General features: G+C 73.1%; 17 protein-coding genes and 1 pseudogene. 6 read left to right on the forward strand and 12 right to left on the reverse strand.

The features are described from left to right. Nucleotides 1-3 precede the first annotated feature (3 nt). A complete protein-coding gene (locus IW256_RS31180) occupies nucleotides 4-537 on the forward strand; it encodes a bacterial proteasome activator family protein (RefSeq protein ID WP_197014350.1) in 534 nt (177 codons plus the stop codon). Between the two features lie 249 nt (nucleotides 538-786). On the opposite strand, the gene IW256_RS31185 is transcribed toward IW256_RS31180, so the two are convergent. The 7 genes from IW256_RS31185 to IW256_RS31215 all read right to left on the reverse strand — a co-directional run bounded on the left by IW256_RS31185 (nucleotide 787) and on the right by IW256_RS31215 (nucleotide 8581). Further along, complete coding sequence (locus IW256_RS31185; protein WP_197014351.1) at nucleotides 787-1599, reverse strand: HAD family hydrolase; 813 nt, start codon at nucleotides 1597-1599, stop codon at nucleotides 787-789. A gap of 234 nt (nucleotides 1600-1833) precedes the next feature. Beyond that, nucleotides 1834-3093: a serine--tRNA ligase gene (serS, locus tag IW256_RS31190; RefSeq protein WP_197014352.1), complete on the reverse strand. Its 1260-nt coding sequence runs from the start codon at nucleotides 3091-3093 to the stop codon at nucleotides 1834-1836. Nucleotides 3094-3290: 197 nt separating this feature from the next. Further along, complete coding sequence (locus IW256_RS31195; RefSeq protein ID WP_197014353.1) at nucleotides 3291-4097, reverse strand: class I SAM-dependent methyltransferase; 807 nt, start codon at nucleotides 4095-4097, stop codon at nucleotides 3291-3293. Nucleotides 4098-4118: 21 nt separating this feature from the next. Further along, nucleotides 4119-5201: a hypothetical protein gene (locus IW256_RS31200; RefSeq protein WP_197014354.1), complete on the reverse strand. Its 1083-nt coding sequence runs from the start codon at nucleotides 5199-5201 to the stop codon at nucleotides 4119-4121. A 310-nt stretch (nucleotides 5202-5511) separates the two neighbouring features. Further along, a complete protein-coding gene (gene pheA / locus IW256_RS31205; protein WP_197014355.1) occupies nucleotides 5512-6441 on the reverse strand; it encodes a prephenate dehydratase in 930 nt (309 codons plus the stop codon). A 275-nt stretch (nucleotides 6442-6716) separates the two neighbouring features. After that, nucleotides 6717-7184 (reverse strand): DUF4446 family protein, encoded by a 468-nt coding sequence (locus IW256_RS31210; protein WP_197016668.1) that lies wholly within the window; start codon nucleotides 7182-7184, stop codon nucleotides 6717-6719. Further along, nucleotides 7184-8581, reverse strand: a complete 1398-nt coding sequence (locus IW256_RS31215; protein WP_197014356.1) for a glycosyltransferase 87 family protein — start codon at nucleotides 8579-8581, stop codon at nucleotides 7184-7186. The genes IW256_RS31210 and IW256_RS31215 overlap by 1 nt, the downstream gene beginning before the upstream one ends. 121 nt (nucleotides 8582-8702) lie before the next feature. Here IW256_RS31215 and IW256_RS41645 point away from each other — a divergent pair, with 121 nt between their 5' ends. Further along, nucleotides 8703-10994, forward strand: coding sequence for a hypothetical protein (locus IW256_RS41645; RefSeq protein ID WP_231404007.1), 2292 nt, complete (start codon nucleotides 8703-8705; stop codon nucleotides 10992-10994). 565 nt (nucleotides 10995-11559) lie between these two features. Here the strand turns inward: IW256_RS41645 and mptB are convergent. From mptB to IW256_RS41655, 3 genes and pseudogenes are all read right to left on the reverse strand, one after another. Next, nucleotides 11560-12363, reverse strand: a pseudogene (gene mptB / locus IW256_RS42435) (polyprenol phosphomannose-dependent alpha 1,6 mannosyltransferase MptB); the annotation flags it as partial. A gap of 95 nt (nucleotides 12364-12458) precedes the next feature. Continuing rightward, nucleotides 12459-13190 (reverse strand): glycosyltransferase family 2 protein, encoded by a 732-nt coding sequence (locus IW256_RS31225; protein WP_197014358.1) that lies wholly within the window; start codon nucleotides 13188-13190, stop codon nucleotides 12459-12461. 303 nt (nucleotides 13191-13493) lie between these two features. After that, nucleotides 13494-13829, reverse strand: a complete 336-nt coding sequence (locus IW256_RS41655) for an STAS domain-containing protein (protein WP_307829239.1) — start codon at nucleotides 13827-13829, stop codon at nucleotides 13494-13496. A gap of 344 nt (nucleotides 13830-14173) precedes the next feature. On the opposite strand from IW256_RS41655, the gene IW256_RS31235 reads away from it, so the two are divergent. The 4 genes from IW256_RS31235 (at nucleotide 14174) to IW256_RS31250 (ending at nucleotide 17505) form a co-directional block, all read left to right on the forward strand. Further along, nucleotides 14174-14554 (forward strand): hypothetical protein, encoded by a 381-nt coding sequence (locus IW256_RS31235; RefSeq protein ID WP_197014360.1) that lies wholly within the window; start codon nucleotides 14174-14176, stop codon nucleotides 14552-14554. Between the two features lie 123 nt (nucleotides 14555-14677). Beyond that, the gene (locus IW256_RS31240; protein ID WP_197014361.1) at nucleotides 14678-15652 is read left to right on the forward strand and encodes a hypothetical protein; all 975 of its coding nucleotides are present in this window, start codon (nucleotides 14678-14680) and stop codon (nucleotides 15650-15652) included. A 35-nt stretch (nucleotides 15653-15687) separates the two neighbouring features. After that, nucleotides 15688-15858 carry a hypothetical protein gene (locus IW256_RS31245; RefSeq protein WP_197014362.1) on the forward strand — a complete coding sequence of 57 codons (171 nt, stop codon included), beginning with the start codon at nucleotides 15688-15690 and terminating at the stop codon, nucleotides 15856-15858. A 90-nt stretch (nucleotides 15859-15948) separates the two neighbouring features. Then, nucleotides 15949-17505, forward strand: coding sequence for a long-chain-fatty-acid--CoA ligase (locus tag IW256_RS31250; RefSeq protein WP_197014363.1), 1557 nt, complete (start codon nucleotides 15949-15951; stop codon nucleotides 17503-17505). A gap of 199 nt (nucleotides 17506-17704) precedes the next feature. On the opposite strand, the gene IW256_RS31255 is transcribed toward IW256_RS31250, so the two are convergent. Both IW256_RS31255 and IW256_RS31260 read right to left on the reverse strand, forming a co-directional pair. Beyond that, on the reverse strand, nucleotides 17705-18616 hold the full coding sequence (locus tag IW256_RS31255) for an endonuclease/exonuclease/phosphatase family protein (RefSeq protein WP_307829240.1): 912 nt from the start codon (nucleotides 18614-18616) through the stop codon (nucleotides 17705-17707). Nucleotides 18617-18721: 105 nt separating this feature from the next. Then, a complete protein-coding gene (locus IW256_RS31260) occupies nucleotides 18722-19579 on the reverse strand; it encodes a CPBP family intramembrane glutamic endopeptidase (protein ID WP_197014365.1) in 858 nt (285 codons plus the stop codon). Nucleotides 19580-19734: the final 155 nt, after the last annotated feature.

Here is a 19734-nt window from a genome sequence, read left to right on the forward strand (position 1 = left end):
ATCATGAACCAGCCTTCGAACAACGAGCGTGAGCAGGAACCGCAGATTTTGGTGGTCGGCCCGAAGGGGATCGGCACGGACGACGGCGGCGGCGAGAAGTCGATCACGGACATGGTCGAGCAGCCGGCCAAGGTGATGCGGATCGGCGGCATGATCCGGCAGTTGCTGGACGAGGTGAAGGCGGCCCCCCTGGACGAGGCCAGCCGCGCCCGGCTCCGGGAGATCCACCAGTCGTCCATCAAGGAGCTGGAGGACGGCCTGGCGCCGGAGCTGATCGATGAGCTGAGCAGGCTGTCGCTCCCGTTCGTCGAGGGCGAGGTGCCCAGCGAGGCGGAGCTGCGGATCGCCCAGGCCCAGCTGGTGGGCTGGCTGGAGGGACTGTTCCACGGGATACAGACCACGCTGTTCGCCCAGCAGATGGCGGCCCGCGCCCAGCTGGAGCAGATGCGGCGCGCGCTGCCGGCCGGCATGATCCCGCCCGGTGCCGACGAGGAGCAGCAGCAGCCCACCCGCCACTCCTCCGGCCCCTACCTCTAACGCCTGAACGGCCCCCTGCAACATCTGAACGCCCCTGCAACACCCGAAAGAACCTGCAACACCTGAACGGACTCGCCCGAAAGCCCGTCCGGCCCCGTCGCGGAGGCCGGGCGGGCTTTTCCATCGGACAGACCGCCAGCCCGCCGCCAGCCATACGGCGAGCCCGCCGCCAGCCACACGGCCACGCGGCCACACGGCGACGCGTCCGGCAGCCGCCCGACCCGCGGCCGAGTGTCCAGGCGGTGCGCGTCAGTCCGGCTCGGGGAAGAAGCGTTCGAGGATCCGGGCGACCCCGTCCTCGTCGTTGCTGGCCGTGGTGAAGGTGACGGTGGCCAGGACGTCCGGGTGGGCGTTGGCCACGCCGTACGAGGTGCCCGCCCAGGTGAGCATCGGCAGGTCGTTGGGCATGTCGCCGAACGCCACCACCTCGGCGGAGGTGATGCCCTGCTCGCGGCAGAACTCGGCCAGCGCGCTGGCCTTGGTGATGCCCTGCGCGCTCATCTCCAGCAGCCCGCGTCCGGACGAGTGCGTGACCGTGACCAGGTCGCCGACGGCCTTGATCGCCTCCTCGGCGAGCGAGTCGGGGTCGGCGCCGGGGTGGAACGCCAGCAGCTTGGTGCCGCCGCGGCTGACCAGCGTCTCGCCGTCCACCGGCCGGCCGCCGAGGGCCTCGGCGTCCCAGCGGCCGAGGTTGTAGCGGGCCTCGAAGACGAACCCGCTCGGGTACTCGACCGCGAAGCGCAGCTCCGGTACGGCGGCGCGCAGCCGTTCCACCACCTGCGCGATCACCTGGGGCTCGATCATGTGGCTGCGCACCACCCGTTCGGTGTGCAGGTCGTACACCACCGCGCCGTTGGCGCAGATGGCGATCCCGTGGTGCCCGACCGCGGTGGCGATCTCGGCCATCCAGCGCGGCGGCCGTCCGGTGACCATGACCAGGGTGGCCCCGGCGCGCTCGGCGCGGCCGAGTGCGGCCACGGTACGCGCCGAGACGGTGCCGTCGGAACGGACGATCGTCCCGTCGAGGTCGGTGGCGATCAGACGCGGCGTGAAGTCCGACATATCACCTTCCAGTCCCGCCGCACCGGTCCTCAGCCGGCCCCGGGGGTGGGCGGGGGTCGTCGGCAGTTGGAACACACCCTAAGCGATGATCTTCTCCGTTCTCCTGAAGATCTCCGGTGCCCGGTGCCCGGTGCGCGGCACGCACGGCGTAGCGTGCCGCGCGTGACGTACGGCGTGACGTGCCGCGCGTGACGTACGGCGTGACGTGCCGCGCGTGTACGGCGCCGTGGAAGGTCAGCGCTTGACCGGCTCCAGGACCTCCAGGCCCAGGTACTTCCGCAGGGCCTCCGGCACGTGGACCGAACCGTCCGCCCGCTGGTGGTTCTCCAGGATCGCGACGATCCACCGGGTGGTGGCCAGGGTGCCGTTGAGGGTCGCGACCGGCTGGTTGCGGCCGTTCTCGTCCCGGTGGCGGACCGCCAGGCGGCGCGCCTGGAAGTCGGTGCAGTTGGACGTCGAGGTCAGCTCGCGGTAGGTGTTCTGCGACGGCACCCACGCCTCGCAGTCGTACTTGCGGGCCGCGCTGGCGCCCAGGTCGCCCGCCGCGACGTCGATGACGCGGTACGGCAGCTCGACCTTGGCCAGCATCTCCTTCTCCCACTCCAGCAGCCGCAGATGCTCCTGGTGGGAGTCGGCCGGGTCGCAGTAGGAGAACATCTCGACCTTGTCGAACTGGTGCACCCGGATGATGCCGCGGGTGTCCTTGCCGTACGAGCCGGCCTCCCGCCGGAAGCAGGACGACCAGCCCACGTACCGCCGCGGCAGGTCGGTGAGGATCTCGTTCATGTGGTACGCGGCCAGCGGCACCTCCGACGTCCCCACCAAGTAGAGGTCCTCGGAGGAAAGCTGGTAGACCTCCGCGGAGTGGGCGCCGAGGAACCCGGTGCCCTCCATCGCGTCCGGCTTGACCAGCACCGGCGGGTACATCGGCACGAAGCCGGTCTGCACGGCCTGCTCCATGGCCAGGTTGAGCAGCGCGAGCTGGAGCCGCGCGCCGATCCCGGTCAGGTAGTAGAAGCGCGCGCCGGAGACCTTGGCGCCGCGTTCCATGTCGATCGCGCCGAGGCTCTCGCCCAGCTCCAGGTGGTCCTTGGGCTCGAAGTCGAACGCGGGCGGCTCGCCGACGTGCTCCAGGACCACGTAGTCCTGCTCGCCGCCGGCCGGCGCGCCCTCCTCGATGAGGTTGGGGACGCCCCGCAGCAGCGCGTCGAGCTCGGCGCCGAGCCGGTCGGCCTCGGCCTCGGCCTCCTTGACCTGCTGGGCCAGCTCCTTGGCGCGGGTCAGCAGCTTCTGCCGCTCGTCGCCCTGCGCCTTGGACACCGACTTGCCGAAACTCTTCTGCTCCGCGCGCAGCCGCTCGAACGACGACAGCGCTCCGCGGCGCCGCTCGTCCAGGTCGAGCAGCGTGCCGACGACGGTCTCATCCTCGCCGCGGGCGCGCTGGGAGGCGCGCAGCCGCTCGGGATCCTCTCGAAGAGCTCGCAGGTCGATCACAGATCCGAGGCTACCGCTGCCGGGCACCCCGCCGCGCCCGAGTATCGGTACCGGGTCCCGGCACCCCGCCACGCCGGGCGCCCGCCGGACCGGCCCTGAACGCGGCGGACTCCCTGGTTTCCAGCGGCCGAGCCGACCGGTGCGCGGGTCGGGCCGGCCGGCGGGCGGATCGGGCTGTCAGCGGGCGGGTCAGGCTGTCAGCGGGTGCCGTACGCCAGGAGGGCGTGGGCGGGGAGCGACACCTTCCCGCCGTCCACCGCGTACCGGGTCATGATCCGGTCGTAGACCGCCTTCACGCGGGCGACGGTGGCCGGTTCCTGCCGCGCGAGGACGAAGCCGTTGCTGCCGACCCGCGCGAGCGCCCCGCTCTCCCACCACTCCTCCGGGTCCACGACGTGGTGCCAGTCCAGCGGGTCGACGCCGACGTCCCCGAACCCGGCGGCGCGCACCAGCTCCCCGAACGCGGCGCGCTCGCCGTACTCCATGAACGGCGACACCGGGACGTCGTCGGGCCACGGGACGCCGGCCTCGTCCATCGCCTCCCGGACGATGCCCAGCGCGCCGCTGCCGGGCATCTCCCAGCAGGTCAGCGCGAGCCGCCCGCCGGGCCGCAGCACCCGCCGCAGCTCGCGCAGCGCCGCGTCCGGATCGCCCACGTGGTTGATCACGAAGTTGCCCGCGACGGCCTCGAACTCCGCGTCCGCGAACGGCAGGTCGGGCAGCACCGCCACCCGCACGTCCAGCCCGGGGACGTTGCGCGCCGCCGTCTCGGCCATCCCCGGGTCGGCGTCGACCGCGGCCACCTCGGCGCCGCGCCGCACCGCCTCCCTCGACACGACCCCGGGGCCCGTCCCCACGTCCAGGACCCGCGTGCCGGCCCCGACCTTGGCCGCGTCCAGCAGGGGCCCGGCGGTGCGGGCGGTCAGGAGGGCGAAACCGCGATCGTACGCGTCGGCCCGGCCGTCCCACAGCACACGCTCATACTCGTCGAACGTCGTCGTCACCCCACGCAGCGTACGCGCGTCCTAGCGCACGTCCACGTGATCACCGGGGCCTTGGGAGCCCAGGTAGGTGGCGCTGCCCTTGTACGTCGCGAGCCAGGTCCCGTCCTTGGACGCGGTGAACGTCCTGGTGAACCGGCCGGAGCCGTCGGTCTTCGTTCCGGTCATGGTCGTCCAGGCGGAGGAGCCGCTCGGCTTGAAGTAGATGTTGATCGCCGCTCCGGCCGCCGCGGGCTTCCACGACCCCACGAGCCGGTCAAGGCGCCCCTGGACGGTGATCGTGGCGCCCTTCCGTACCGGCTCGGGCGAGGCGTTGAACGAGGAGATCCGGGTCGCGTACCGCACGTCCACGTGGTCCGCCCAGCCGCTCGAAGGCTCGTCCGTGCCGACCGTGGTGCCACCGCCGCCCATGTAGGGACCGCCGTCGTACCGGGCCCGCCAGTAGCCGTCCCGCGTCGCGGTGCCGCTCAGGATCAGGCGCCCGTCGGCGCCCGTGAGCTTCTCGAACGGGATGTTCTGCCATTGCAGCCCGTCCGGGGAGAACTGGAGGACGGCCGGTACCCGGGCGGCCGGCACGCGGGCACCCGCGGCGTCGTACCGGACGACCTTGGCGCGCAGCGTGACCGTCGCCCCGGCCGCGACCGGCTCGGGGCCGGCGTCGGACTCCACGACCGCCGTACGGCTCCGGGTCCAGACGGTGTGGGTGGTGGCGCTCGACGCCGTGTAGCCGGTTTCCGGGGGGAATATCGCGTCGTAATAGCCGCTCGCGGTCACGGTCGCCGTGGCGGTGAAGCGGCCGTCGGTCCCCGTCGGCATCGTGCCCAGCTCCCGCACGGCCCACGTGTCGAGGTCATGGAACCTTACCCATACGGGCTTGCCCGGCAGGGGCTCCCAGGCGCCGTCGGGCCCCTGCCACTCCAGGAGCCCGGTCAGGGTGACCGTCTCGCCGACGAGGGGGGTGGCGGGCGACGCCGCGATCGAGACCCTGGTGGCGAGGCGCTCCGACACGGCCGGCGGGGAGGTGCCGGCGGCCAGGGCGGGCGGCGGAGCCAGGGGGACGGTCACCGCGGTGAGGGCGGTGGCGAGCAGGGCGGCGAATCGGCGCACGCGTGACCTCCGGGAGAGACGTCACGGAGGAGACGCGCCCGCGTGGAATCCGGTTGACCGGCCGGACGAGCCGGATGATCACAAGTCGATCACCGAGCGGGCGCCGGGCCCGGTGCCGGGTCAGGCCCACAGACGCTCGGCCAAGCCCCGGGAGGCCCGTCCCCGAGGAGGCCCGTCCCCCGGGAGGCTCGTCCCCCGGGAGGCTCGTCCCCAGAAGGCTCGTCCCCCGGGAGGCTCGTCCCCAGAAGGCTCGTCCCCCGGGAGGCCCGTCCGCCTCCCGGACGTCCGTCAGACCTCGGACGTGCGTCAGTCAGGCCCCGGGACGTCCGGCGCGCACGGCCTCCAGCCAGGCCGCGGCCTCGGTGAAGTCGGTGTCATGGGTGCCGCGCCGGATCTCCGGGCGGACCTGGTCGGCACGGGCGTAGGAGCCGAGGAAGCGGACGTCGGCGCAGATGCGGCGCAGCCCCATCAGCGCCTCGCCGACCCGGGCGTCGGAGAGGTGGCCCTCGAAGTCCATCCAGAAGAGGTACGAGCCGAGCCCGGCGCCGGTGGGACGGGACTGGATCAGGGTCAGGTTGATCCCCCGCATGGAGAACTCGTTCAGGATCTCCAGCAGCGCGCCCGGGTGGTCCTCGCCGATGAACGCGACCACGGTGGTGCGGTCCATGCCGGTCGTCGGCGGCGGCGGGCAGGGGCGGCGCAGCACGACGAAGCGGGTGACCGCGTCGGCGACGTCGTGGATGTCCTCGGCGAGGGCGGTCAGGCCGTAGCGGGCGGCGGCGAACGAGCCGGCCAGCGCGGCGTCGTAGTGGCCGTCGGCCACGTGCTGGGCGGCCTCGGCGTTGGAGGTCGCGGCGCGCCACTCGGCGTCCGGGACGTGCTCGCCGAGCCAGCGGCGGCACTGCGGCTGCGCGTGCGGGTGCGAGGCGACGGTCTTGATGTCGGCGAACGTGGTGCCCGGCCGGACCAGCAGGGCGAACGAGACCGGCAGGTGCACCTCGCCGACGATCTGGAGCGGCTCGCCGGTGGCCAGCTCGTCCAGGGTGGTCGGCACCGAGCCCTCGACCGAGTTCTCCAGCGCGACGACGGCCACCTCCACCTCCTGGCGGCGGAGGGCGTCCAGCACCGCGGGCACGGTGGCGTACGGCAGGTGCTCGGCGTCGAGTGCGCCCGGAACGGAACGCAGCGCGGCCTCTGTGAAGGTGCCCTGCGGCCCGAGATATGCGTATCGCTGAGCCATGTATGTCTACTCCTCCGCCGCGCGCGAACCGGGGCGGGTGTGAGGCAGGAAACGTTGGTGAGGAAACCGAGTCTACGGGGCGTCACGGATACAGGCCGGTTACGGCGTCCCGGACGTGGCGTGGCGGGCCGGTCACGGCATGGCGCGAGGCCGTCCCCCCGGGTGCCGCGAACGGGCATCACGGCGCGGCACGGCCGGGTGTCATGACAGGGCGAGCGGGTCGCGAACAGGGGTCACGCCAGGGCGAACGGGTGTCACGACAGGGCCAAAAGGGGTCACGCCAGGGCGGACGGGGTCCTGCCGTCGCCGCCGCCGTTGCCGAAGTCGGGCAGCGGGTCGTCCATGGTCACCATGGGGCCCTTGCCGAGCCGGGCCGCGCGCAGCGCCTGGTTCTCCTCGGGCGAGAGCGAGTCGATCGGGTTGCCCTTCCGGACCACCTTGGCGTACGTGCGGGTCTCGGTACGGCCGTTGATCGAGCTGATCACCACGCCGTCGCCGCCGGCGTTGAGCAGGGCCAGGGAGAAGGAACGGTGCCCCGACATCTCCTTGAGGGCGTCGTAGTGCACGATGGCGAGGTCGCGCAGCGCCTGGGAGTCGGTGGCGCCGCCCGCGGCCTGAAGATGGCGCCGGAGCACCCGGGAGCATTCCTCCACGACCTGGTTGGCCCGGTTGTGGGCCACCACCGCGACGGCGAGCCCGGCCACCCCGGCGACGAAGCCGGCGACGGCCACCGCGACAAGCATCACGGGGCGAGCGTACCCACCCCGGCGGGCGGGCGCGAAGCATCCTGACGATCAGCCTTCCCGGTGGCCAGGCGGGCGACCAGCCAGTGGCCGAGCAGCACCACCAGGAACACCGCCGCCAGCCCGAAGGCGTCCTGCACGATCTTGCCCGGGATCTTGGTGAACAGGCCGTGCTGGAGGCTGATCAGCTTGGCTCCCCACCAGGGCAGCGGGAACAGGAACCAGAGCCACACCAGAGCGGCGATCCGGAATCTTGGAGTGTCTCCACCATCTCCCACCAAAGCGCCGAGTACCGGGATGATCCACACCAGGTGGTGAATCCACCCGACCGGTGACAGCAGCACCGAAAGCAGACCCACGATCGCGATGCCCGCCAGCCGCAGCGAGTTCGCGTCCACCGCCCGCCCCGAAGCGCCCCCCGCGAGCCCCGTGCCCGCCGCGAGGTCGTCGCCCAGCAGGGTGGCGCGCCGGGCCAGCCGGAACCCGAAGTACGCCATGACCGCGACCAGCGCCACCCAGACCAGCGAACCGAGCGGATCGGGCAGGTAGATACGCGCGATCATGCCGTTGATCGCCTGGTTGGTGGTGCCGTTGACCGCTCCCGTGCGGTCGCCGCCCTCCAGCAGCGCCCCGAACCAGAAGTCGGCCGAGTCGTGCGGCAGGACGGCGAACGCGCCCAGCGTGGCCGCCCCGGCGGTCAGCACGGCGTTGGCCGCGGCGTCCCGCCTCCCGGTGATCCAGAAGTAGATGAGGAAGACCCCGGGCACCAGCTTGATCGCGACCGCCAGCCCGACCAGCACGCCCCGCGGCCAGCGGGTGCGCTCGGGCAGGCAGTCGGCCAGGCACAGCGCCATCAGCAGCACCCCGACCTGCCCGAACCTGGCCTGGTCGAACACCGGCATCAGCCACGCCGTCGCGCCGATCAGGGCGCCCGCCACGACCGGTGCCCAGCGCCCGGAACGCTTGATCAGGTCGCGGAACGAGTACCAGACCACCACGGCCAGCGCCGCGTACAGCAGCGCCATCCACAGCCACTGCGCCGCCTTCCACGAGATCACCGTGAACGGCACCGCGAGCAGCGAGGCGAACGGCGGGTAGGTGAAGGGCAGCAGCTGCGGCGGCTGGGTGAGCACCTCGTACAGCGGCGCCCCGCGCAGGATCGCGCGCCCGCCGTCCCGGTAGACCTCCAGGTCGACCATGCGCTGGTCGGGCGGGTTGGTCAGCCACCACACGAGGATCGGGGTCACGGTCACCGCGACGACGGCGATCCCGGCGACCAGGAACATCAGCTCCGGGGGCGTGCCCCATCGCCGCGCCGCCCGCGCGACCCGAGCGGCCGGCGAACCGGGCTCGCCGGCCGCCCCGTCCCGCTCGCGGACCCCATTGCCTGCACCCATGCCCCCATCCTGACGTAAGAGTCACCGTGCCGCCCCGGCGGCGAGGCGTCCGGGACGGGGCGGACCTTGATCGGGATGGACCCCCGGCGGCGCTTTGCCCCCTGCCTGTAGCCTTGTCGCCATGGCGCGGGGGCTGAAGATCAGCGTGATCCTCGTCGCCGTCTCCGCGCTGGTGGCGGGGCTGACCGCCCTGATGACGGCGCGCGCCGCCCCCGCCCGGGCCGGGACGTCCCCCGCGGGGGCCTCCCCGAACGAGGTCACGGCCCCCACGGGCCGCACAGTGATCATCGGAGTGCCCGGGCTGATGTGGCGGGACGTCGGCGAGCGGACCACCCCGACCCTGTGGCGGCTGACCGGGCAGGGCGCGGGCGGTGCCCTCAGCGTGCGCACCACCAAGGTCAACACCTGCCCGACCGACGGCTGGCTGACCGTGTCGGCGGGCCAGCGGGCCCGGCTGCCGCAGGGCGACTGCGTGCTCCCGGCCGCCCCGATCCTGCCCGGGACCGTTCCGCCTCCGGGCTCGGCCGCGCCGCCGGCGGAGGGCGCCACGGCCCCCGGCTGGGCGGAGATCAAGAACGACAACGGCCGCGGCGAGTACCACGCCCGTACCGGGCTGCTGGGCGACACCGTCCGCGGCGCGGGCGGCTGCACGACGGCCGTCGGCCCCGGCGCGGTCTTCGGCCTGGCCGACGGCGCCGGGCGGGTCGACCGTTACGTCCCCTCCCTCGACAAGGTCACCCCGCAGGACTGGACGCGCTGCCCGCTGTCGGCGGTGGACGTCGACGAGGTGTTCCGCGTCTACGTCGACGCGGGGGTCGACGCCGACGGAGACCAGGAGCCGGTGACCGCCGCCGAGCGCGCCAAGGCCGCGTCCGCCGCCGACCGCAGGATCGCGCAGGTGGTGTCCGCCGTCCCGCCCGGCACGACCGTCCTGGTCGCCGGGCTCGCCGACATCGGGGTCGCCCCCCATCTGCGCGTGGCCCTCGCCCACACGCAGGGTCCGGCCGGCGGGCGGTACGGGCCGGGCATGCTCACCTCGCCCGCCACCCGCCAGCCCGGGATGGTCACGCTCACCGACCTCACCGCGACCACGCTGGCCTCCCTCGGCCTGTCCCAGCCGAAGCAGGCGATCGGCTCCCCCTGGCGCGTCCAGCCGACCGAACGGACCACGGCCGAACGGGTCGAGTCGCTGGAGGACGCGGACGTGGCGGCGCAGGCCATCCGCAGCGTCCAGGGCGTGTTCTTCTGGGTCCTCGGCGGCGCCCAGCTGCTGCTGTACGGGCTGGCGGCCCTGGCGCTGCGGCGGCGGCGCTGGAACGAGCCCGGCACCCGGGCCAGGATCCTCGCCGGCACGCGGATCGTCGCGCTGGTCGGGAGCGCCGCGCCGGTCGCCTCGATCCTGGCCGGATTGCTGCCGTGGTGGCAGTCCGCCCATCCGGCCCCGGCGCTGATCTGCGCGGTGGTGGGGTTCGCGGGGCTGGTCGCGGGCGTGGCCGTGGCCGGGCCGTGGCGGCGTTCGGTGACCGCGCCCGGACTGGTGGTCGTCGGTGTGACGGCGCTGGTGCTCGCGGTGGACGTGATGACCGGGTCGCGGCTCCAGCTCAACGCGCTGATGGGCTACACCGCGCTGGTCGCGGGCCGGTTCTACGGCTTCGGCAACCAGGCGTTCTCGCTGTTCGCGGTGGCCACCATCATGTCGGCGGCGTGGCTGGCGGAGTACCCGCTGCGGGCCGGGCGCAAGTGGCTCGCCGTCGGGATCGTCGCGCTGGTCGGCGTCGCGGCGGTGGCGGTGGACGGGCTGCCGGCCTGGGGCAGCGACTTCGGCGGCGTGATCGCGATGGTCCCGGCGTTCGCCGTCCTCGGCCTGCTGGTGGCGGGCAAGCGGGTCTCGCCGGTACGGCTGGCGCTGTTCTGCCTGGCCGGGGCGGCACTGGTGCTGCTGATCTCGTACCTGAACGCGCGCGGCGCCAACCCGACGCACATGGGCCGGTTCTGGCAGGACCTGGTGAACGGCGACGCCTGGGAGACCGTCACCCGCAAGTTCCAGGCGATGCTGCGCAGCCTGGGCTACTGGCCGTTCATCATCCCGCTGGCCGGGGCGGTGGGCTTCCTGTTCTTCGCGCTGGTGCGGCCGATCAAGGCGCGTACACCGCTGCTGGAGCGGGCGTACGAGCACAGCGTGACCATGCGTCCCGCGCTGCTGTCCGCGCTGACCATGGGGGTCGCGGGCACCCTGGTGAACGACTCGGGCGTGGTGATCCTGTCGGTGACCTTCAGCCTCGCGACCCCGCTGATGCTCGCGGCGAGCGTACGGGCGCTGGAACTGGACCGCGGCTCCGCAGGCACGTCATCACCACCGCGATCAGAATCGCCGTCACCAGCACCGGGACCACCACCGGCCGGACGATCGTGACCAGCCAGTCCAGCCCGCCCGGAAGCCCGATGAGCTTGGGGTCGCGGGCGGGCAGGTAGGCCAGGCTGAGCGCGGTGGTGTGGGCCAGCAGCAGCAGGTCGAACCGCGACCAGGTCAGCAGGGCCAGGGCCGCCCACGCGAACCCGTCGTACCAGGGCAGCTCGTAGGGGGCGGCCAGCAGCCAGGCCAGCAGCAGGGCGGCGGCGATCCGGCGGCTCTCGTCGCGTTCACCGTCCGTTCCCGGCGGGACCACTCCCGGGCGGTCGCCCGGCTGCTCGCGCGGCAGCGCGCGGGCCAGCAGCCACAGCAGCCACAGCATCAGCAGCACGAACCCGGCCTTGATGAGGGTGCGATGGCCGCCCCGGCCCAGCAGCATGTCGACCAGATGCCAGGGGGTGGCCAGGGAGACCGAGTTCGCGGCCTTTCCGAGCTGGTCGAACGCGTGCGGCCCGGCCGTCCCGAAGGTGACCGCGGCCACCGCCGCCGCGCCCGCGGCCAGCGCGGCCAGCCGCCAGAGCGCGGCGGCCTCGCGGGTCCTGCGCCAGCGGTCCAGCAACACCCAGGCCGGGCCCCCGCCGGCCAGCGCGGCCGGAAGCTTGATCGCCATCGCCGCGCCGAGCAGGGCGCCCGCCGCCAGCGCCCGCAGCGTCGGCGCCCGCAGGCCCTCCCCTTGCGCGCCGGGCTCCGTGTGCGGCGTCCCGCCCTCCGCCGTGCCGCGGGGACGGCGCCCGGCGAAGACGGCCAGCGCCGCGACCATGGGCGCGATGGCGAGCGTGTCGTTGTGGGAGCCCGCGACGAGGTGGAAGAGCAGCAGCGGGTTGCAGGTCCACATCAGGGCGGTGCGCAGCCGCCGTTCCGGGGTCCGCGACGTCCAGTACAGGACGGCGGCGGTCAGCGCGAAGGCCAGCGAGTTGACCAGCGACATCACGAAGACCGTGAGCCGCATCGACTCGCCGCCGATCCGGGACGCGAACGCCTCCTGCGCCGTCGCGAGCGGCCCGTACACCGAGGGGGCCCGCCGCCACTCCTCGACGGCGCCGACGACCGGGTCCCCGGGCAGGTCCACCGCCCGGGTGGCGTACGGATCGTGTCCGAGGACGACCATCCGGCCGTACGCGGCGTAGTTCAGGTGGTCGCCGGACCCGACCGGCGGCAGGAACGCGAACGCGGCGGCCACCAGCAGGCCGGCGGCGACCAGCGGCCCCGGCCGGCACCGCCAGCCCCGGGCGACCGCGGCGAAGCACAGCGCCAGACCGGCCGCACCCGCCAGCACCCCCAGCACCACCAGCCCGATCGCCAGGTACGGCGAGGGGTGCGCGTCGAGGGAGAACGGCGGCTGCCCGGGGCGGCCGGGCAGCGCGGGCTGCATCACCGACGGGCCCAGCAGCGCGGTGAGCAGGAAGCAGCCAAGGCTCGTCCCGATCGCGCCCAGCCCGGCGCGGCCCTGCCACGGGCGGGCCGAGGTCACGGCCGGCGGCCCCGGAACCGGGCCAGCCTCGCGGCCACGGCCGGCTCCCGCACCGCCAGCGCGCGGGCGACGTCCCGGAACTGCCTGGCCCGGTGCGCCTGGGCCCGCCAGTCGGTGCCGGTGGCGCGGTGCGCCAGGGGCACTTCGACCTCGGTCACCCGCAGGCCCTTGAGCAGCAGGTCGATGGTGAGCGCGGTCTCCACCCCGAACCCGGCGGCGAGGGGGAGCGCGGCCTCGAACGCGGCACGGGTCAGGCAGCGCTGCCCGTTCAGCGGCTGGGCGGCCTCCCACCCGGTGATCCGCCGGATGCCGTCACGGGAGAGGCGGACCACGAAACCGTGCCCGCCGAGCTTCACCGTGGAGGAGAACACCGCGATGGTCATGTCGGCCTCGCCGGCGCGCACGGGTTCGACCAGCGGCGCGGCCTCGCGCGCCGTCTCGGCCAGGTCGGCGTCCAGGAACAGCAGGTGGCGGGGCTGCTCGCGGCCCTCGTCCAGCAGCCGTACGGCCTCGGCGCCGGTCTCCATCGCCGCGCCCTTGCCCCGGTTGCGGGCGTGCCGGACGACCCGGGCCCCCGCCTGCTCCGCCACGCGGCCGGTACCGTCGCCGGAGCCGTCGTCGACCACCACGACCAGATCGGCGCCGGGCAGCTCCAGAGCGGCCTTCACGGTCGCCGCGATGCGGTCGCCCTCGTCCTTGGCCGGGATGATCACCGCTACATCCTGCATACGGCGATGGTAGTGGCCTTCCACCGGCCACCCGGTGGAAACGACCGCCCACCCGACCCGGCCGCCCGGCCACCCTGGGCCACGAGTACGGCATTCGACGTGAACGACCCGTGCGGGGCACAGGGCCCCGCACGGGTCATCGGGTGGTCGGGATGGACGGGTCGGACGGATCGGCCGGGCCGGACGGACGGCCGGGTCGGTGTGCCGGTCACGCCCGGGGGCGTCCCGCGGCACGGCGTCCCGCGGCAACGGCGTCCCGCGCTCGCGGTGGCACGCCGGGGCGGTCGGCCCGCGTCCGTGGCGTCAGCTCGCGTCCAGGGCGGGCACGGCGTCGACCACGGTGAAGACCGTGTCGAGACCGGTGACCTGGAGGATGCGCGTGACGGCAGGACGAGGCGCGGCCAGCTCCAGGCCGCCGCCCCGCTCCTTGAGCCGCTTCATCGCGGCCAGCAGGACGTTCATACCGGTCGAGTCGCAGAAGGTGATGCCGCTCATGTCGACCACGACGCGGTCGACCTGGTCGCGCAGCAACCCTGCCAGCGCGGCCTGCAACCGCGGCGCGGTGTACAGGTCCAGCTCGCCCGTCGCCGTGACGATGGCGTGACCTTTCTGAGACGCGGTCGAGACATTTAGCTCCACGTCCGGCACACTATCGGGCGAACGGCGCTCGGGCCAGGGAGTTCGCCAAGTCCCGTGTCGCACTACCCCCTGAGACGGGTGAGTCATAATTCAATATGCCGTATGTCCGATATCTCCCCCAGGGATCCGGCGGAATCGCCCCCCGGAACGTCGATCTGCGGAATTCACCCCTCACGGGACCCCCGATTAAGGGAGGCTGAACAGGTGCGACAGCGGCAGAGGCAGGCGGGTCCCCCACGATGCGCCGCGGGCCATGCGCCGAAGGCGGACGGGCGGAGAGGACCGGGGGCCTTCCCCCTGGCGAACGAGGGCCCGGCGGTCACGCGTCGGGGGGTGCGCCGGGCATGAGACCGGACCGACGGCCCGGCAGGGTCGATCAACGGGAGATCCGGCTCCGGGAACGCCTGGAGACCATCCGGACGCGCTCGGCGAAGTCCAACTCGTGGCGGTCGTCCGCCCGCTTCCTGGCGCGCCTGGTGAACCGGGCCGGTTTCGTGTCGATCAGGGCCGAGTTCACCCGCGAGGACATCAACTTCCTGGCCGGCGCCCGGGACGAAGTGATCGCGTTCGCCGACCTGTCGGTCCGCCTGCTCGACCTGCACAGCCCCCGGGACTCCGGCGGGATCAGCAGCGACCCCGAGCATCCGCTGCTCCGCTGCCGGGCCTGCATGGCCCGCTGGCCGTGCCCGACCTGGCGCGCGATCGACGAGGCCATCGAACCGTAGACCCCACCACCGGCTGTTTTGGAACGGGACACCAATCCCGCCCCACCGGTTCCGGACGAGTGCCCCGCGGCCGGTCTCGCCCGGTCCTCTCGAAGGTGCTCCGGGCGGCGGTTTAATGAGCGGATGACCCCACCGCGCTCCCCCTCGTCCGGCGGGACGGTCTTCGGCGCCCTGTTCCTCGGCGCGATCGCCGCCACCGCCGTCGGCGCCGTCCTCACGTTCGGCGCCAACGTCCTCTTCGGCGAGATCCTGGAGACCTTCTCCTACGTCAGGCCCGTCGCCGGGCTGATCTCCCTGGTGGTGGGCCTGGTGGCCGGCGGCGTGCTGATGTTCACCCGGCCCAGCGGTCCGCTCCCACCGATCCTGGCCGCCGTCGTCGCGCTGTTCGCGAGCATCGTCGGCGACCTGGTCTCCCTCGCCGCCTACGCGATCACGTTCTCCCGGGGCGGGCCCCTGGAGCAGATGCGGCTCTACCTGGAAGCGCTGACGCGCATGGACGTGCTCGGCTGGGTCCTGCTGCTCCTGGCGCCCGCGGCCGCCGCCGGCCTAGCCGTGCTCCGGGTCATCAGCACCGGCAAGCAGGGGCGGCAGGCGTCAGGCCCCTGGAACGGCCCGCAGCCACCACAGCCACCACATGCCCCGTCCCCATACGGCCAGCCCCAGCACGCACAGCCCCAGCACGGGCAACCGCCGTACGGCCAGCCCCAGCACGTCCAGCCTCAGCACGGGCAATCCCTGTACGGCCAGCCCCAGCACGACCAACCGCCGTACGGGCAGCCTCAGCACGCCCAGCCCCAACACGCACAGCCTCAGCACAGCCAGCCCCAGCACGGCCAACCGCCGTACGGCCAGTCCCAACACGGGCAGCCTCAACACGCACAGCCTCAGCACGGCCAGTCGCCGTACGGGCAGCCCGCCCCGCCTTATGACCCGCCCGCGCCACCCGCGCCGCTCGCGCAGCCTGCGCCGCAGCCGTACGGGCAGGCTCCGCGGCCGTACCAGCCGCCCGCCGCCCCTGAGGCCCCTCAGGGTTCCCCTGAGGGGGGATCTCCGACTCCCGGCGGGGCACAACCTCCGCAGGGTCGTCCCGCGGAGTGATGACGAGAGCCCTGTTCAGCGCATACGGTGAAGGCATGGCTCGGACAATTCTGACAATCGCCGGAGTGGTGCTGGCCATCTGGCTGGTGCTCACCATCATCGGCGCGCTCATGTCGATGCTCAAGCTCTTCTTCTTCATCGGCTTCGTCGCCGTCGTCGTCTACCTCGCGGTGACGCTGATTTCCAAGAGTTCCAGGAACCGATAGAAACGCTCGTTCGTACCCCTTGCCCTGGGCCCGTCGGTCATTCCATGATTCCTCCACTCATTGGGCGGTCACCGGGCGAAAGGGGCCACCGTGCCGAGCCTGACCGAGATTCTGCGCGACCGGGCGCAGCAGCATCCGGATCGCATCGCGTTCCACGCGGGCGACACCACGATCACCTATCGGGACTTCGACCGGCGCGTCGACCAGGCCGCCGCGGCGCTGGCCGCGGCGGGCGTGGGGCACGGCGACCGGGTCGCGGTCCTGGACAAGAACTCCCTCGAATACGCCGAGCAGCTCTTCGGCGCCGCGCGGATCGGGGCCGCCCAGGTCCCGATCAACTACCGGCTGGCGCCGGACGAGGTCGCCTACATCGTCAACAACGCCAGGGCGAAGGTCTTCATCGTCGGGCCGGATTTCGTCCCGGTGCTCGACGCGATCGCGGACAGGCTGGAGCACACCCGGCTCACCGTCGTCATCGGCGGCGGCGAGCACGCGCACCAGGACTACGCGGCGTGGATGGACGCCCACGAGCCCGGCCCGCCCGCCGACGCCGTGGACACCTCCGACGTGTTCGTGCAGCTCTACTCCTCGGGCACCACCGGGCTGCCCAAGGGCGTGATGCTGACGCACGACAATTTCAACGCGGCCCTGCCGATGACCAACGAGCTGTGGGACATCGACGACGCGACCGTGCTGATGATCGCCATGCCGATGTACCACGTGGCCGGCAACGCGACGACGGTCTGCGTGATCTACACCGGGATCACCGGGGTGATCGCCCGCGAGCCCGATCCGGTGGCCATCGCCCGGGCGGTCGAGCGGCACCGCGTCACCCACGTCTTCCTGGTTCCGGTGCTGCTGCAGTTCATGCAGCTGATGCCGGAGGTGGCCGAGGCCGACATGTCGAGCCTCCGGCTACTGCTGTACGGGGCGTCCCCGATCAGCGAGGACGTGCTGCGCGGCGCGATGCGGATGCTGCCGGGCACCGGTTTCATGCAGGTGTACGGGCTGACCGAGACCACGGGCGCGATCACCTACCTGCCGGTCGAGGACCACGATCCGGACGGCCCGAACCCGCACCGGCTGCGCAGCGCCGGGATACCCGGCCCGACCTGCCATCTGAAGATCGTCGACCCGGCCACGTTCGAGGAACTGCCGACCGGGCAGGTCGGTGAGATCCTCTGCCGGACGCCGCAGAACATGAAGGGCTACTGGGCGATGGAGGAGGCCACCGAGGCCGCCCTCCTCCCGGACGGCTACTTCCGCACCGGCGACGCCGGTTACCTGGACGAGGACGGCTACCTCTTCATCCACGACCGGGTCAAGGACATGATCGTCTCGGGCGGGGAGAACATCTACCCGGCCGAGGTGGAGAACGTCCTGATGAAGCACCCGCAGGTCACCGACTGCGCGGTGATCGGCGTCCCGGACGAACGGTGGGGCGAGAGGCCCAAGGGCATCGTGGTGCTGGCCGGGGACGTGCCGGAACAGGAGCTGATCGGCTTCTGCCGGGAGCGGCTGGCGCACTTCAAGTGCCCCACCTCGATCGAACGGCGCGACGCCATCCCGCGCAACCCGACCGGCAAGATCCTCAAGCGTGAGCTGCGCGCCCCGTACTGGGAGGGCCACGACCGCGCCGTGCACTGACCGTCCGGACCGGCCCCGCCCCCTCCGGACCTGACCGTCCGTCCGGACCTGACCGTCCAGCCGACCCCGACCCCGACCCCGACCGTCCGGTCGGCGTCCACCGGGACGGGCTCGGCCGGGACGGGCTCGGCCGGGCCGGTCCCCGGCATCGTGCGGGAACCGCGGTGTGCCGCCCCTTCCCTGGCGGCACACCGCGGGATCACCGGAAGCGGACCGTGGCGGCCAGCGGGCGGTGATCGGAGGAGCGGACGGGGGCGTGCGGGACGCCGCACGACGTTCCGGCGGTCTTGCTGATGAAGAGGTAGTCGGTCTTGGCGACGGTGGCGCCGCGCCAGTCCTGCTGGGTCATCGCGCCGCTGCGGGCCTCGCCCGGCCCCTGGTCGCACTCGGCGAACTCGCGGTAGAGCGGGTCGAGCGCCGGGGACTCCGGCCGTTCGGTGAGATCACCGCCGACGATCACTCGGTTCTCGGCGGCCAGCTCGGCCAGCCTGCCGATCTGCTTGCCGCGCCACTCGCCGCGCGGGTCGTCGTCCCAGCGGGTCGAGCTGAGCTGGACGCTGCACAGCCGGGCCTGCCAGGTGGTGGCGGTGCCGCATACCGCGGACCTGCCGTGGTTCTCGGGCGACGGGAGCCGTACCTCCTCCACGTCCGAGAGGGCCGACGCCGCGCCGACCGCGACGCCCATCCTCCCCTGGCCGTTCGCGCAGGTGCGCTCGGCGCCGCCGGTCGTCCGGGACGGGGCGAACGCCCAGTTCCAGGAGCGCAGCCCGGCGGTGGCGCGGAGCTTGTCGACGTGCCCGGAGCACACCTCCTGGAGGAACACCGCGTTCATCGTGACCCGGCGCCCGCCGACCTCGTTGCGGGCCGTCTCCGCCACGATCTCCTCGGCCAGCTCGGCGGGCCGCTCGCCCATGGGGCAGCCGGTGTCACCGCAGACGTTCCAGGTCATGGCGTTCACCGTGGCCGGGGGCAGCGCCTCGGCGGCGTCGGCCAGGGCCGGTCCGCGCGCGGCGGGGCCGTGTTCGATGGCGGCGCCGGCGCCCGCGGTGACGACCACCGCGGCGGCTCCGCAGACGGCGAGCAGAGGGATCAGGGCGCGGGGGGCTCGCACTCGGTCTCCATCATGGATCAGCGGGGATTTCGGGGGAAATCCCACCACATCAAGATCCATTCGCGCCGGAGAACGCCGGAATTCCGCACCGGGCGCTCCCGGCGGTCAGAGCCTCTCGATCAGCATCGGAACGTAGACCAGGTTGGTGACGGTGTGGACGAGGACGATCACCCAGAGGTTCCGGTAGCGGGCCCACAGGTAGCCGAGCATCAGGCCGAACAGTCCCTGGTTCGCGACGATCGCGGCGAGCCCGTGGAGCGGCGCGCCGGCCTCGATGCGGGCCGAGTGCATCAACGCGAAGAGCAGGGCGGACGCCATGATCGCCGGCCATCTGCCGTACAGGACCTCCAGCCGGGTCTGCAGCCAGCTCCGGTAGAAGACCTCTTCCAGGACGCTCGCGGTCAGGAACGTGACCAGCGAGGCGACGGCGAGGGTGACCGGGTCGGGGAGGTCCTGGGTGAGGGGGGACGCGAACGGCCACACCTGGGAGAGCACGAACCACGCGAGCACCGCCGGAAGCGGCGCGATCCAGGTCACCGGAGCGGGAAAGGTCCGGGCGCGGTGACCGTCCCCCCTGGTCAGCCGGAAGGCCAGCAGCGGGACGGCCAGGAGCAGCAGCAGCTTGGCCGGGAGGTACAGGACGTCCCCGAGCGGCAGGACGAGGGCCAGGAGCAGGGCCGCCGCGACCAGCGTCCATGCCTCCCGTCGCACCCTGGTCTCCGGGAGCGCGGCCAGGGGTGACGGCACCTCCCGCGCGGGGGTGACGAGGCGGGCCAGGGCGAGGGCGGCGAGCGGCGGCAGCGCGACGGCCCAGAGGGAGACGCCGGACGCGCCGGGGTCCGCCGACCGCACGATCTCGGTGTCGCCGGCCGCCACGAGGAAGGCGTAGGCGAGCACGAAGGCGGCCAGGCCCGCGATCGTCATCGGGGAGGGCGTCGCACGCCGGGAATCGGTGGGGGTCACGGCCATCATGGTCGCGTTCCCGCAGGGCCCGTCCCCTCCTCCAGCCGCATGATCATGCCGTCGATCGTTCGGACCACCCGTCTCCCCCCGCCGGACCGGGCCGCTCGGAGGCCGCGCGGATCGGCCGCCGCTCCGGACCGTGGAGGGACCGGAGC

This window comes from Actinomadura viridis (genome assembly GCF_015751755.1).
GTDB lineage: Bacteria > Actinomycetota > Actinomycetes > Streptosporangiales > Streptosporangiaceae > Spirillospora > Spirillospora viridis.